This is a genomic window from Oribacterium sinus (assembly GCF_014202695.1).
Lineage (GTDB): Bacteria > Bacillota > Clostridia > Lachnospirales > Lachnospiraceae > Oribacterium > Oribacterium sinus.
In genome coordinates this window covers 31,487-46,178 of the sequence record NZ_JACHHH010000001.1, presented here as the reverse complement: position 1 = coordinate 46,178, position 14,692 = coordinate 31,487, and the positions used below count along the sequence as shown (strand labels likewise).

Genomic DNA, 14,692 nt, shown 5'->3' with positions numbered 1-14,692 from the left:
ATTCAGCCTACAGAATTCACCCTACAGAATTTTTAATTGAAAGTCTTCTTTATATTACTGTCCAAAAGCTTGTTAAAGCCCACCCAACCGTTGGCTTCCTTGGCCTTTCCGGACTTCTCTCCCTGCTCGATAAATTCCCGCATGGTTTCCAGCTTGGCATCTGTATTGTCCGCGAAGGAAAGGAGTAAAGCCTCCATGGTAGCCGGCTTCTTGGGAGAACCGTATTCCAATTCCCCATGATGGGACAGGATGCAGTGTAAAAACTCTGTCTTCACATTCTCCGGAAAGTCGGGAATCTCCTGCATCTTTTCCGAAAGCATGGTGTAGCCGATCAAGATGTGACCTAAAAGCTGTCCCTCGTCGGAATAATCATTTTTCGGAAAGGGAGTAAGCTCCTTGGTTTTTCCGATATCATGGCAAAGAGCCGCGCTTAACAAAATGTCTCTATTGATATCCCCATAGTGTCTTGCGTAAAAATCGCAAAGCTTGGCAACAGACAGGGTATGCTCCAAAAGTCCCCCCACATAGCCGTGATGCACGGATTTTGCAGCGGAATGGAAGGAAAAGCATTTGTAAAATTCCTTATCCTCCACAAAAAGCTTCTGTAACAGCTTCTGTAAATAAGGGTTCTGTACGGTCTTAATCAGAGCAAAAAGTTCCTTCCCCATTTCTTCCCGGTCATGCTTACTGACCGGTAAAAAATCCTCCGCTGCATAAGTTCCCTCGGAAGCCACCGACAGGCGCTGAATACTTAGCTGATTTACCCCGTTGTAAATGCTGACATTTCCCTCCACGTACACATAGTCCATGGGAGAAAAGTCCGATATCCCCGGAGAATTGGGTTCCCATACCTTGGCATCAATGGTGCCGGTTCTGTCTTGCAGGCAGACATTCAAGTATTCCTTTCCGTTTTTTGTCACCGCTGCATTCTTGGTTTTCACAAGATACACATTATTCACCCGAAGCCCATCTCGGAAATTCTCAATAAAGCGATTGGGGTTAGGAACTCGTTCCATATTTTTTCCTTCCTACCTTGCCTGTATAGGGCAAGAAAGCACTAACTCTACATACTCTTTTCCATTATAACGGAGAAGTTCCACGGGAACAACCGCTCCTTCCGCCTGTTCCTGCAAAGTATCCTGAAAAGCCTTGCCGGTGTCAACGCTCTTTCCGTTCAATTTTATGATAATATCCCCGGGGAGAATTCCAACAGAGTAGGCGGGACTGTCTTCCACCACCTCCGTGACATAAACCCCTTCCGGAATTCCCAGCTCCTTCATGGTCTTGGAACTGTTTTGAATCTTTACGCCGAAATAGGGAAGAATTCCTCCATTACTGAGTCGTTCCAGACTTTCTAAAGCATCAGATATTCCGATAATCTGTCTTCCTGCTTTTCTATCCTCTGCCTCCGTGTAGAAGCCTACCCATTCCCCCTTTGTGTTTAAAACAAAGGCTGTGCTGTTTTCTTCTCCGGAGAACTGCATCTTGATTTCTTCCCCAACCCTGTCCTCCGAAGCCTTGTCATAGGACAAAACACCGATGGTGCTTAAAGCTGAGGAATAGGCCTGTCCCAAGGGGGAGCCTAAAAGCAGTACCGTATCTCCCTTTTGCAGAAGTCTGGAATTCCCTCTAGGCATTTCCTGAATTTTCTCCCACTCCTTATCCGTTAGGGAAGAAAGTTCTACGGTAAGAACCACCCATCGATCCCTGCCGCTTTTCCCCCGAAGAGTGGCGGGAAGCTTTTTTTCCCGGTTAAAGGTGACCTCGTAGCCTGCCCCTGCCTTGGCCTCTTCCAAAAAGAGAATCACCGCCTCTTCTTTGGTCTTTTTTAAAATCACCCCGGTACAATGCTGGTTTGCTTCACTGAGAGAATCTTCTCCGGGAGTATGAATACTGACCTCTACCAAGGATTTTTCACCTTCGGAAATCAGCGTTTTGGCATTGGACATCAGGCTGTCATAGCTGGATACGGAGAAATCAAACTTTTGCAACTCTGACTGTACTACATCTTCAATCGCTTCGGTTTCCGCCGTGCTTTCCGATGCCGCTTCCGTACTTTCTTCCACCAGGGCAATACTTTCCTTTGCTTGCTCAGCTTCCCCTTGGGAAAGGCGTTTTCCCAGAAAAAAGAAGGAAAAGGCTGCCGCTATACCAAAAAGTCCGCCGGAAAGCAGAATCAGTACCGCCTTCTTCAGCCTTTTTTTCCATTTTCCCTTAGGACCTACGATTTTCTCTCGAATAAAATGTTCTTCCATCTTGCGTTCCTCTAAAGCCCTGCTATCTTACTCTTCTACCCGTTCCATTGCGGGAAGTGAAAAGCTGAATTCCGTACCCACTCCTTCCGTGGAAACACAGTCAATGTTTTCCCCGTGGGCCGTGATAATACTTTTTACAATGGCCAGTCCCAAGCCGGTACCGGCTTTATCCTTTCCTCTGGAAATGTCCGTCTTATAAAAACGCTCCCAAATCTTCCCCAAATCCTTCTTGGGAATTCCGATGCCCTGATCCTTAATGCCCACCAGCACCTTCGTGCCTTTTTGCTCCGTCCGAATCTGAATCTCCGAATCCTCCTTGGAGAATTTTACCGCATTGTCCAAAAGATTGTAAAAGACCTGTTGAATCTTAGGATAATCCCCATTGACCATCTGTTTTTTCTCTGCAAACACCAGAGAAAATCCCAACTTTTTCTTCTGACACTGCATTTCAAAGCTGGCACAAACTTCTCGAATCATCCGGTTTAGATCAAAATTACTTCGGTTTAAAGAGCTTCCCTGATCCAGCTTGTTTAAGCTCAGCATGGACTGGGTCAGTTTACTCAGGCGCTCCGTCTCGGAAATCAGCCGAAGCAAATATTTTTCCTCCGCCTCCTTGGGGATAGTTCCATCCAACATAGCCTCCAAATAGCCCTTTATGGAGGTTAGTGGGGAGCGAAAATCATGGGAAACATTGGCGATAAACTGCCTTTGGTAGTCATCGGATTTTTGGATTTCCTCCGCCATGAAATTCAGAGTATCCGCAAGGTAGGACATTTCATCCCCTCCACCGACGGAAATCCGATACAAATATTCTCCTGCCGCATAGTGTACCGCCCCTGCCGTAATTTTTCCCAGCGGTCGATATACCCAGAAGTAAAAAACGAAAAAAATGGAAAGAGACAGTACTGCTACAGCCAGAAAGCCTCTATAGAAAATGCTGAACAGCATTGCTTTTTCCTGCTCTATTCCCGCTACGGATTTATGTAAAATCAGGTAGGCAAGATTTTGGTAATTTCTCTGAATGGGAGCCTGGGCCAAGATATGCTCCTCAGGCAGTAAACCGTGAAGATTGCCTCGGAAAGCAATTTTTCCACCGTTTTCCGTAGGATCAAAATCACTCACAATCTTTCCGCTCAGATTGTCCTTCCCCTTATGCTGTAGAATTTTCCCGTCCTTATCCACCAAGGTCCATTCCACGTTACTTCTATGAATGTTACCTTCCATCTCCTTACTGAGTCTATCTAGAGAAAGGGCTCCGTTTTCCTCTTTGGAATAGAAGTTGGCAAGCCTGGTAGCCTCACTATAAAGCTCCTGTCCCTCTCTTTGGTATAGATTCTGCCCGATAGCCTTTTCTCCGTAAAAATAAAGGAAAAGAAAGCCAAAGAGAAAAAACAGCAGGTAGGTGATGATAAATTTGATAAATAATCGTTTTCCCAAATTCCCTCCTGCTTATTCTATCTATCCGACCTAAACTTATTCCTGTAATATCCATCCCGGCCTAAGCTTACCCTACGATTCCTGTAATATCCATCCCTGTCTAAGCTATGTTTTACGGTCTTTATCCTAATCTGAACTTGTACCCTATGCCCCAAACCGTGGAAATCTCCCACTCTTCCACCTGGGGAAGCTTCTCCCGAAGTCTCTTGATATGCACATCCACCGTCCGGGAATCCCCGGCAAACTCATAGCCCCAAATATGATCCAAAAGCTGCTCTCTGGTAAAAACCTGGTTGGGGGAGCTGGCCAAGAAATACAAAAGCTCCAGTTCTTTTGGGGGCATATCAATAGCCTTTCCTTTATAATGCACCGCATAATTGCTTAGGTTGATTACCAAGTCTTCGTAGGCGATATATTTGCCCTTTCGTAAAAGGTCTTCTCCCCCTTCCTTTTCCTTATCTTCCTCCAAAGGTGGCGAAAAGACATGCTGGCTTCTTCGCAAAACCGCCTTCACTCTGGCTACCAGCTCCTTGGTATCAAAGGGCTTTAGCATATAGTCGTCCGCTCCAAGCTCTAAGCCCAGCACCTTATCAAAGGTCTCTCCCTTTGCGGAAAGCATGATAATGGGCACATTGGAGCTTGTACGTATCCTTCTGCAAACCTCGTAGCCATCAATTCCCGGAAGCATCAGGTCCAAAATAATAAGTGCCACCGGCTCCTTTTCCAGACTTTTTAAGGCTTCTTCCCCGTCTTCACAGATTCGGGTATCGTAGCACTCCTTTTCCAAATATAGGGAAACCAGCTCTGCAATGGAGCTGTCATCATCTACAATCAAGATTTTTTGTTTTTCCGCCATGCTTCCTCCTTTCTATTGTTTTCCAACTTTCATTGCTCTAAAAATCATCGAAGCGAGTCTTCGCTTCAATCTATGCAGTACACGAGTGTTCATCGGCTCATCTTTGTAGTCTATACAGAGCTTAAGCTGCATAGACTCTTCATTCTTTCACCGGCTTTTTATTTCTTAAAGAATGCAATGCTGACACCGTCAGAGCCTTCCCCATACTCTCCTAAACGGAAAGATTCGATATGCTTATTCTTTTTCAAGCATTCCTGCACCATCTTTCGAAGGGCTCCGGTACCTCTTCCATGAACGATTCGTACCTGAGGCAGTCTGGCCAAAAAGGCATCATCCAAATATTTATTTAACTCCGGCAACGCATCCGCCGTCATTTTTCCGATTAAGTTAATTTCCGGAGAGATTCCCAGCACCTTTCCTCTTCCGATGGAGGCGACTTTTCCCTGATTCTTTTCCGGCTTTTCCTTTTCCTTATGCTGGATAAATTCCACATCCTTGGCGGAAACCTTGGTGCGAAGCATACCGGCAGTAACGGTGAACATTCCATTTTTATCCGGAAGAGTGGTAACCGTTGCCACCATATCATGCATGCTTAAAACCCTTACCTTGTCTCCGATGGCCAATTTCTTTAAGGAAATGGTTTGCGAGGGTCCCTTTACCATGGTGGAGGACAGAGCCTCGTCATTTTCCCGCATCTTTTGGTGAAGCTTGGTTCTGGTCTTTTCTCCCTCTAAGGCACTGCTCTTTCCTGCCTCCTGCCGACGTAGTTCCTTTACCACCTGGTCAGCGGTTTCCTTCGCCTCCCGTAAAATCTGAGCAGCCTCTTCTCTGGCTCTTTGCAGGATTTTCTCTCTTCCTTTTTCGATGCCTTTGGTGGATTCTCTGGCACGCTGCTTTAGGCTCTCCACCTCTGCCTTATAGCGCTCGATTTCTTCCTTTTCCCTCTGGGCAAGGCGTTTGGTATTTTCCAAATCCGCAATCACATCTTCAAAATGCAGGTCTTCCTCTCCCATGCGATTCTTCGCAGAAGCAATGATGTCCTTTCGAAGACCAAGCTTCTCCGCAATGGCAAAGGCATTGGACTTTCCGGGTACACCAATCAAGAGATGATAGCTAGGCCTGAGACTTTCCACATCAAAGGCGCAGGCGGCATTTTCCACTCCCTCAGTAGACAAGGCGTAAAGCTTTACCTCCGCATAGTGGGTGGTGGCCAGGGTTCGAATTCCCTTTTGGAAAAGGTGGTCCAGAATAGCCAATGCCAAAGCCGCTCCCTCTGTAGGATCTGTTCCCGCCCCAAGCTCATCAAAAAGGCAGAGGCAGTCTTCCCTTGCCCCCTGTAAAATCCGCACCGTATTGGTCATGTGGGAGGAGAAGGTGGAGAGACTTTGCTCAATGCTTTGCTCATCCCCGATATCTGCATAAATCTCCCGATACACCGTAATGCTGGAGCCCTGGAAAGCCGGAATAAAGAGTCCCGCCTGCCCCATCAGTTGGAACAATCCTAAAGTCTTTAAGCAAACCGTCTTACCACCGGTATTGGGTCCGGTAATCACCAAAAGACTGAAGTCATCTCCCAGGCGAATGCTGATGGGCACCACTTTGTCTTTGGGAATCAGAGGGTGGCGGGCATCCAAAAGCACCGTCTTTCGTTCCTGATTCAAGATGGGCTTTACCCCGTCCATCTTATTGGCAAGTTTTGCCTTGGCAAAAACAAAGTCCAAATGACTTAAAATCTTTACATTTTCCCCCAGTTCCTCGGTAAAGGGCGCTAAAGAAAGGGAGAGCTGTAAAAGAATCTTCTCCACTTCCTTTTTCTCTAAAGACAAAAGTTCCCGCATATCATTTTCCAGCTGAACAATGGAGAAGGGCTCCATAAAAAGAGTAGCTCCTGAGCTACTTTCATCATGAACAATTCCCCGGAAAGCATTCTTATACTCCGCCTTAACAGGGAACACATGCCTCCCGTTTCGAAGGGTTATCACCGGGTCCTGCAACATAGAACGGTTATGCTGTAAAATTCGATTTAATTCCTGGTTGATTTTTTCCTCTAAGCCCTTTTCCTTCCTGCGCAGCTGGGAAAGCTCCGGACTGGCATCATCTGCCAGCTCCTCTTCGGAAAGAATACAACGTTGCAGCTCTCTTCGAATATCATCCAAGGGGGCTAAAGCCTGAAAATACTCCTGTAAAGCATCTTCCCTCTCTTCTCCCTGATCCTTTGCTTTTTTGGTCTTTTCTAAAATCAGGATAATATCATATAGCTCCGGAATGGAAAGGGCTGTGGATAAGGCTAAACGGGAAAAATAGGGGCGGACTTCTTTGATTCCCCGAAAGGAAATTCCTCCTCCTAAACGAATGCGGTCTTGTGCCGCCTCTGTTTCCGAAAGACTCTGCTCCACCTCTAAAAAGGAAGAAGAAGGCTCCAAGGCCTTCAACTTCTCCTTACCCAAAGAAGAGTCTGCCTCCTCCACTAATCGGTCTATGATTTTGTAAAACTCCAATGTCTTTAAGACCTTTTGGTTCATTCTATCCCTTTCTACTCTTGGACGAACTTGTCCGGATTTACTTCCGCTAGACGATATCCATTCAAAGCATTTCTATTTTATACCTATTTATAGAGAAAACTATTCCTTATCCAGCATCAGCTTTGCACAACCGTAAATTCCTGCATCATTTCCAAGCTTAGCCAGCATCAGCTCCGCCTTTTTGTTTAAAATCGGTGTGTGCTCCTCGTAATGCTTCTTAATAATCTGTAAGAGGAAGTCTCCTGCTCGAGAAACGCCCCCACCGATAACGAAAACCTCCGGATCCGCAATCATGGAAACCTGTGCCAAAACAATTCCCAGATAACGCATACTGCATTCTAAACTTGTGCTGGCCAGAATGTCTCCCTCTTTAGCCGCTTCACAAACAATCTTTGCGGTAAGGGCTTTTCCATAGATACGAAGAGAAGAAGGATCTCTGAACATCCGAAGAAAACGCTCTGCCTCCTTCACTATTCCGGTAGCGGAAGCCACCTGCTCCAGACAACCCATGCCGCCGCAGGCACAACGTTCTCCCTCCACATCCCGCACATGGATGTGTCCGATTTCCGCTCCTGCACCATGAGCGCCGGTAACAATTTTGCCATGCAGAATCAAACCGCCACCTACGCCGGTTCCCAAAGTTACCATCAGCATATCGGAGAAACCTCTTCCTCCTCCCTGCCAAAGCTCTCCAAGGGCCGCCACATTGGCATCATTTCCTACTGCACAGGGAATCTTTCCGCCCATCAGCTCTCTCATAATTTTTGCCGGGTAAATGTCCTTCCAGCCTAGATTTACCGCAACAGGCACATGTCCGTCCGGCTCTACAGGTCCCGGTACACCGATCCCGATTCCTGCTACATCCTCATAGGCAATGGTCTTTTCCGCCAAATGCTTCTTTAGCTCCTCAGCCACATCCGGAAGAATATACTTTCCCTGCTCCGCCTTTCTGGTGAGCACCTCCCATTTGTCCAACAGTACGCCGTTATAGGTAAAGATACCGCATTTTACGGAAGTTCCCCCTACATCAATGCCTACGCAATATTGATTCATCTTATCCCTCCTCTGTAGTCGGCTACACAGCTTACTCTTCTGAATGCTTCTAAAAGCACATGGCTGAAGCTTTTTCTATTTTACCCGAATAGCCTCTTCCCTGTTTCGATATGCCAAGAATAAATCCGTTCCTCCGAACTGAATTTTTGACAAAGAACGAATGTATTGCAAACCTTCTTCGGTCTCCCCATTATAACGCAGTCTGCCTTGAAAATCATAAACTTTAAAATATTTCTCTTGATAGAGAATCACCTTGTCCTGACTTAATTCCATGTTGTTGCCCATAAAGTCTATGGGTTTATCCAAAATTTTCTCTCCGGTCTTTCGGAAAATCAAAAGTCTATAGGGTTTTTCCTGCTTTTCCTTTTTCCTTCCGGAAGAACTTTTCGTCTTTTGCTTTTCTTTACCGACATTCTCTTTGCTTTCTGTAAGAGTACTTCCACTTGCTACAGGACTTTGTTTCTTTGTCTTCGGTTCTTTAGTATTGCCGCCCTTTGTACCCTCTTTGCCTCCGGACTTTCCCGCATCCTCCTGAGGCTCGCCCCTTTGATCCGTAAGGACTGCAAGGTAATTTTTATCATAGGAAATCATCCGAATCGTTTCCGGAATTTCTACCTTTTTCTTCAACTCCGGACTGGTTCTGACTTTCGTGGAGAAGAAAGCCAATCCCCCATCATACGCCGCAAAGGATTCCTCATCAGTAAAAAACTGTACTCTTCCCACAATGCCGCCGGAAAAATCATCGGTAAAGCCCCCTACCACTCGGTCAGCACCGGCATTTTTCCCTAAGGAAGAAAAATTATAGTAAACCACTCTGGATTTCACAGTGGTCTGTTCCAAATGGGCAAATGCTACACAGAGCTCCGTCCCATCCGGAGATACGGACAAATCCATGGGATAACCGTCCCCCGACATCACCGACTTGATGCCGATGTCCAGATTTTTGCCTTCCTTGGAAAATACCGTGATATAGGTTCCCTGATCCTCCGACAAAAGCGCATAAACCACACCTTTTTCGGAAATCCGTAATTTTTCTATGGTACTGGGCGCTTCCCCCTGCCCGCTAAGTCCCTGGGCAGAAAAAATATACAGCCTGGTACCGCCCTGCTCACCGATTACCGCATAGTCTCCGGAAACCGAAACCAAAGCTCGTCCCATTTCAAAGGCCTGATCCCAAAGCACTTTTCCTTGGGAAGAAACATACTTCGCCCCGTCCTTACTGAGTTTGATTACGCCATCCCGGTAAGGAAAATAGCTGTATTCCTCCTCTACGCCCTTACTTTCTTCCAGACTGTCCTTCCATAGAAGTTCTTTTTGTCCAAAACGTCTTCTTCCATAAAAGAAAAAGCCTACCGCAAAAAGAAAGAAAAGAATCAACAAAAAAGGAAGCCAAAAGTTTTTCGCCGTTAAAGAAAACGGATTGTCTTCTGCCTTTCTCTCTTCGTCCTGTCGTTCTTCTAAAAGACCTTCTTCCGCCTTACTTCCGATGATGACCCTTTGCTTTAATTTCCTTTTTCTTGATTCTCTTTCCCGATCCGCCAAAGCCTACTCCCTATCTTAACTTAACGGTATCACTGCTCCGGATACATTCCTTTAGCAATATAACTTGGGGACGTATCCTTTTTGCGATACAACTGCTCCGAATATACTCCCTTAGCGATATAATTGTTCCGGATATAAGCCCTTTGCAATACATTCCCGTAAAGCTTCTTCCGCCAATGCACGGTCTTCCTGATAGGTCACACCGAACCAACGGTCATGATCCTCTAAAACCTTTACTCTGGCCTTTCCTTCCTTCATCAGGCAATCTACCTCTCTGGGCAACAGATACTCAGACTTGGCTTCCTTGCCGTATTTCTCCAACCAAGAAGGGAATTTTTCAATCAGTACATCCAGAAAATGCTCCGGAAGTCCAAACATATTCATGGAAGCAATGGCATCCTCCTGCAGCTCCACAACTTTCTTCTGTTGATTTTCTCCTCGTAAAATGCCGTCTTCCTTGCGTTCAATATTGTAGGTTTCGGAAATGGACTGAAGATAGCCTTCTGCACTCACCTGACAAATTCCACGATTTACAGAACCGTACTTGGAAAGGGTATTTACCAAATGATAGCCTGCCATGCACATTTCCATCATACCGGAATCCGCTCTGTCTGCCTGTAAGAAATCATTGATTAGACGAAAGCCCTCTTTTCCGTAGAAATCATCCGCGTTAATCACTCCAAAGGGTCCCTGTACCTGCTTTCTGCACTGCATTAATGCATGGGCTGTTCCCCAGGGCTTTGTGCGCCCCTCCGGCACAGAAAATCCTTCAGGCAGTGCCGTGATTTCCTGAAAAACATAATCTACATCCGCAATCTTTTCGATTCTCTTCCCAATTATTTCCCGGAAGTCCGCCTCAATATCCTTTCGAATCACAAAAACCAGCTTTTCAAAGCCTGCTTCCAGGGCATCATGCACGGAATAATCCATGATAATCTCTCCATGGGGACCAATTTTTGCCAACTGCTTAATGCCCGCACCATAACGGGAGCCCAATCCCGCAGCCATGATTACCAACGTTGTTTTCTTTCCCATAAGTCTCTCCCTTCGGGTGGATATCGTATAAAAAAGGAATGTACTGACTATCCTTTTGCTATCTCTTTTCCTATCCTTTAAAGATAAGGGAAAAATGCCGTTTCGTCCAGTCTTTCTAACGGAATTCTGTAAGCAATGAAGAAAGCATGCTCTGACGCAGTGTGGGTCTGGAATTGGGGCACGCTCTCGCTATGTTCGCCCTTCGTAGTGATGGACTGTAAGCAATGTAGAAAATACGCTCTGATGCAGTATAGGTCTGAAACGGGGGCACGCTCTCGCTAACCTCGCCTCGTAGCGGATACTAAGCGAAAAACACAGTTTCTGTGTTTTTCGCAAGTACCGACGGGCTCAGATTGCCCCTTATTTCAGACCTATACTGCATCTATCGCTGCTTTTATTGAGTTTTATAGTCCTTCACTTGGTCGGCTCACCAGCCCAGATACCTCTTATTTCAGACCAGCACTGCATCTTTCGCTTCGTTTATTGATTTTTGTAGTCCTTCACTTGGTCAGCTCGCCGCTAGTACCGACGGGCTCAGATTGCCCTTTATTTCAGACCCACACTGCATCTTTTGCTTCTTTTATTGATTTTTGTAGTCCTTCACTTAGTCAGCTCGCCGTTAGTATCAACGGGCTCAGATTGCCCCTTATTTCAGACCTATACTGCATCTTTTTCTTTCTTTATTGGTTTTTACAGTTCTTCACTTGCTCAGTCTTCTGCTGCTGTTAGCTGAAGATTCTCCATGCGGTTATAAAGTTATTGGCCCACCAGCCGGATAAGCTTCTGTGCACCACGCGGCCATTGGAGGATGATGCATCGATAACGGAGCCTCCTCCGGCATAAATGCCTACGTGTCCTCGTACCACTACAATATCTCCTGCCTGTAGTTCTCCCATACTTACTTTCTTAAATCGTCCCGGATTTCTCCAACCGGAGGAGGTCATATAGGAAGTTCCCACGCCGGCCTGGTTCAAACACCAGTATACAAAACCGGAACAGTCGAAGGAATTCGGACCCTTAGCGCCCCATACATAGGGAGAACCGATTTTGGAGGACGCAATGGAAATCAAAGATCCTGCAGAACCGGAAACTGTTGCGCCTCCCACACCGGAAGAAACACTTCCGCCTGAGCCGGTATCTCCTCTTCCTGCCGGAGCGGAATTTCCTCCGGCTGCACCGCCTCTATTGCCACGGCTTGGTGTATTTGCCTTTGCTTTGGGCTTTGGTTTAGACTTGGCTGTACCGGACTGAAGAAGCTGCAATGTTTTGGCTCCTGCGGTTCCGTCCGTTCCTAAACCATTCACAGACTGGAAGGCAATAACTGCATCTTTTGTCAGCTCTCCAAAATAGCCGGAGGCCTTATCCTGAGAAAGATAGCCGTATTTTACCAAAAGATTTTGCATATTCTTTACATCATCACTTTGTTCGCCAAGACGCATACCGAAGGGTTTGGCATTTTCAGAGTCCATAAGACTTCTGGTATCCGGGCCGAGGTAGCCGTCCACTACCTGGTCATTTCTGGACTGGAAGGCACGAATGGCATTTTGCGTACTAAGTCCAAAATTTCCATCCGCCTCTCCGGAAAGATATCCCAATGCAATCAGACGATTCTGATATTTTTTTACTATCTCGCTCTGTTCTCCGAGAGCAATAATATTGGCCTTTACTTCATCGGAGTATAGAAGATTGTAAGTGGTCTGGCCCACTGTTCCGTCTATCGTCAGTTTATTAACTTCCTGCAATTTCTTTACCGCAGTTTCCGTATCCTGATCAAAGGTTCCGTTAATCTGACCGCTTTCCGTAAGATATCCCAGGTTATACAAACGATACTGAATCTTGGTGATATCGTCTCCCTGAAAACCAAGCTTTGCCGCATAATGGGGGGCTGATTCCGACATCAAGGCATCCCAGGTGTCTACGCCGGTAATACCGTCCATTTTCCGTCCTGTCTGTCTTTGGAAATACTGCACGGCCTTTGAGGTAGCATCTCCGTAATAGGTAGTCGGTTCATCCTCCTCCATATAACCAAGGTTCATCAATCTTTGTTGCAAATCCTTAACAACAGAATTAATTACACCTACGGTAAGATTAACCGGTGCTAAGTCCTCTGCCTGCCCGTCAATGGTAACTCCTTCAATAGAGGGAAGAACATTGGCATTTAAGCCGAGAGCCGCAATAGCCATCACACCTTCCGACTCCGCTTCCGTTGTCAGGACAATATCCGAAGAAGAAGCAGCCTGCTCCTCAGCGCCAAGCTTCTTCTCACAAGCAGTAAGCCCCAATAGACCGGCTACTAAGACAAGAGAAAGTCCTCTATGGAATAATTTTGAATTCCGTATATGATCTTGCATATATTTTTGTACCTCTTATTTCTATAGATGAAAACGCTGTTCTATGATACCATAGGCACTGTTCCTATCCTATAAAGAAAATCTTAATTTTGATTAGGAGGAGAGCCGGCAAGGTATAAAAAAACAGTAAAAATCAAGGAAAAGGAAGAAAAGGGCAAGAGGAATAATTTAAGAGTTTTTGGAAGTTCAAGAAACTCTTAAGCAAATAGGTAATGAATACTGCACGGTATTCATTTGCTTCTTTACTAAGCATCACCAAATGTGCTCCGCACATTTTTGTGTAGGACAAAGGTGGCGCAGGCGGGAATGCAAGCATTTCCGACTGCACCGCCTTGTCCTACGCAATACGGAAAGAATGCAAGCATTCTTTCCAGGTGATGCTGAAGCTTTCCTCAATCAACATCCCTTTTCTTTAAAATTTGAAGATCCTGTTTTCATGTTTGTTCTAACATTTCGATATTGCTTTCCCTCCTCAATCTAAAACTATCTATAAAGGAGTACCTATGCGTTTACGTCATATCCCCGGTTCCGAAGATTTTGTAGCAAATTCTCACTATGTTTTATCAAATCCGGAACAATACAAGGGAGCTTTTTCCGAAAAGCTCTTTGGAAATACCAATCCTTTGCACATCGAAATCGGTATGGGCAAGGGACAGTTTATCTTTGAAATGGCCAAAAGAAATCCGGAGATTAACTATATCGGAATTGAGCGCTACGACAGCGTTTTACTGAAAGCGATTCAAAGGAGGGAAAAACAGGAGCCTGAGCTTACTCTCACAAATCTTTTCTACATCAGTATAGATGCCAGACTTTTGGCAGATGTCTTTGCTCCTGAGGAAATCGGAAAAATCTACCTGAATTTCTCCGATCCCTGGCCAAAAAAAAGGCAGGCAAATCGAAGACTTAGCAGTCCTGTCTTTTTAAAGATTTACAAAGAAATTCTGGCAAAAGACGCCTTCGTGGAAATGAAGACCGATAATCAAGACCTATTTAGCTATTCCTTGGAAAGCTTGGAGGAATGTCACTGGCAGATTCTGGCAAATACAAGAGATCTACACCATGATCCTGTCCTGAATGAGGGAAATGTGATGACCGAATATGAGGAGAAATTCTCTTCCAAGGGAAATCCGATTTGTAAGTTTATAGCTAAGCCTTAGTGATTTTTTTCCATAAAGTCTCAGCACTGTTTTTCCATAAAAAATACTTGCCTCGCCTATCCCTATCATGCTATACTCAGTCGGTATGTAAATTTGAAAGGAATGGTTTTCCATGAAGATTTTTTTGGTTATTGTATTTGTATTGCTGGGCTTAGCATTGTCTGCCATTATTCTGATGCAGGAAGGAAAGAGTCAGGGCTTAGGCGCTCTCTCCGGTACAACAGACAGCTATTGGCAGAAGAATAGAGGTCGTTCCGTAGAAGGAAACCTGGAGAAGTTTACTAAGTTTGCGGCTTTTGCTTTATTCGCAGTAGCATTGGCGCTGGACATTATTTGGTAAGTTTATTTCCTCTATATGATAAGCCTGCATTTTATGCAGGCTTTTTCTCATATCCAAAGATAAGCCAACAAGCGAATTTTTAAAAAAATTGGCGTGAAAATGCGAGTTCAGACAGTTCCTCGGAAATTTCACAGAAAATATTTG

11 protein-coding genes are annotated in these 14,692 nt (G+C 45.4%); 2 read left to right on the top strand and 9 right to left on the bottom strand.

Translation table 11 applies throughout. The features are described from left to right. Positions 1-32: 32 nt before the first annotated feature. The 9 genes from HNQ46_RS00160 to HNQ46_RS00120 all read right to left on the bottom strand — a co-directional run bounded on the left by HNQ46_RS00160 (position 33) and on the right by HNQ46_RS00120 (position 13,051). A complete protein-coding gene (locus tag HNQ46_RS00160; protein WP_183681380.1) occupies positions 33-1,016 on the bottom strand; it encodes a 3'-5' exoribonuclease YhaM family protein in 984 nt (327 codons plus the stop codon). A gap of 12 nt (positions 1,017-1,028) precedes the next feature. Further along, positions 1,029-2,255: a S1C family serine protease gene (locus HNQ46_RS00155; RefSeq protein WP_183681377.1), complete on the bottom strand. Its 1,227-nt coding sequence runs from the start codon at positions 2,253-2,255 to the stop codon at positions 1,029-1,031. A gap of 27 nt (positions 2,256-2,282) precedes the next feature. After that, the gene (locus tag HNQ46_RS00150) at positions 2,283-3,692 is read right to left on the bottom strand and encodes a sensor histidine kinase (protein WP_183681374.1); all 1,410 of its coding nucleotides are present in this window, start codon (positions 3,690-3,692) and stop codon (positions 2,283-2,285) included. A 121-nt stretch (positions 3,693-3,813) separates the two neighbouring features. Further along, a complete protein-coding gene (locus HNQ46_RS00145) occupies positions 3,814-4,548 on the bottom strand; it encodes a response regulator transcription factor (RefSeq protein WP_007156692.1) in 735 nt (244 codons plus the stop codon). 158 nt (positions 4,549-4,706) lie between these two features. Continuing rightward, positions 4,707-7,070 carry an endonuclease MutS2 gene (locus HNQ46_RS00140; RefSeq protein WP_183681371.1) on the bottom strand — a complete coding sequence of 788 codons (2,364 nt, stop codon included), beginning with the start codon at positions 7,068-7,070 and terminating at the stop codon, positions 4,707-4,709. Between the two features lie 99 nt (positions 7,071-7,169). Beyond that, complete coding sequence (locus tag HNQ46_RS00135) at positions 7,170-8,123, bottom strand: ROK family glucokinase (protein WP_007156694.1); 954 nt, start codon at positions 8,121-8,123, stop codon at positions 7,170-7,172. 75 nt (positions 8,124-8,198) lie between these two features. Continuing rightward, positions 8,199-9,665, bottom strand: coding sequence for a DUF5711 family protein (locus tag HNQ46_RS00130; RefSeq protein ID WP_183681368.1), 1,467 nt, complete (start codon positions 9,663-9,665; stop codon positions 8,199-8,201). A gap of 111 nt (positions 9,666-9,776) precedes the next feature. Beyond that, positions 9,777-10,700 (bottom strand): nucleotidyltransferase family protein, encoded by a 924-nt coding sequence (locus tag HNQ46_RS00125; RefSeq protein ID WP_183681365.1) that lies wholly within the window; start codon positions 10,698-10,700, stop codon positions 9,777-9,779. A 725-nt stretch (positions 10,701-11,425) separates the two neighbouring features. Next, positions 11,426-13,051, bottom strand: a complete 1,626-nt coding sequence (locus tag HNQ46_RS00120) for a C40 family peptidase (RefSeq protein ID WP_183681362.1) — start codon at positions 13,049-13,051, stop codon at positions 11,426-11,428. Positions 13,052-13,554: 503 nt separating this feature from the next. On the opposite strand from HNQ46_RS00120, the gene trmB reads away from it, so the two are divergent. Next, positions 13,555-14,208: a tRNA (guanosine(46)-N7)-methyltransferase TrmB gene (gene trmB, locus HNQ46_RS00115; protein WP_183681359.1), complete on the top strand. Its 654-nt coding sequence runs from the start codon at positions 13,555-13,557 to the stop codon at positions 14,206-14,208. Between the two features lie 112 nt (positions 14,209-14,320). Next, positions 14,321-14,548: a preprotein translocase subunit SecG gene (gene secG / locus HNQ46_RS00110; RefSeq protein ID WP_183681356.1), complete on the top strand. Its 228-nt coding sequence runs from the start codon at positions 14,321-14,323 to the stop codon at positions 14,546-14,548. Positions 14,549-14,692: the final 144 nt, after the last annotated feature.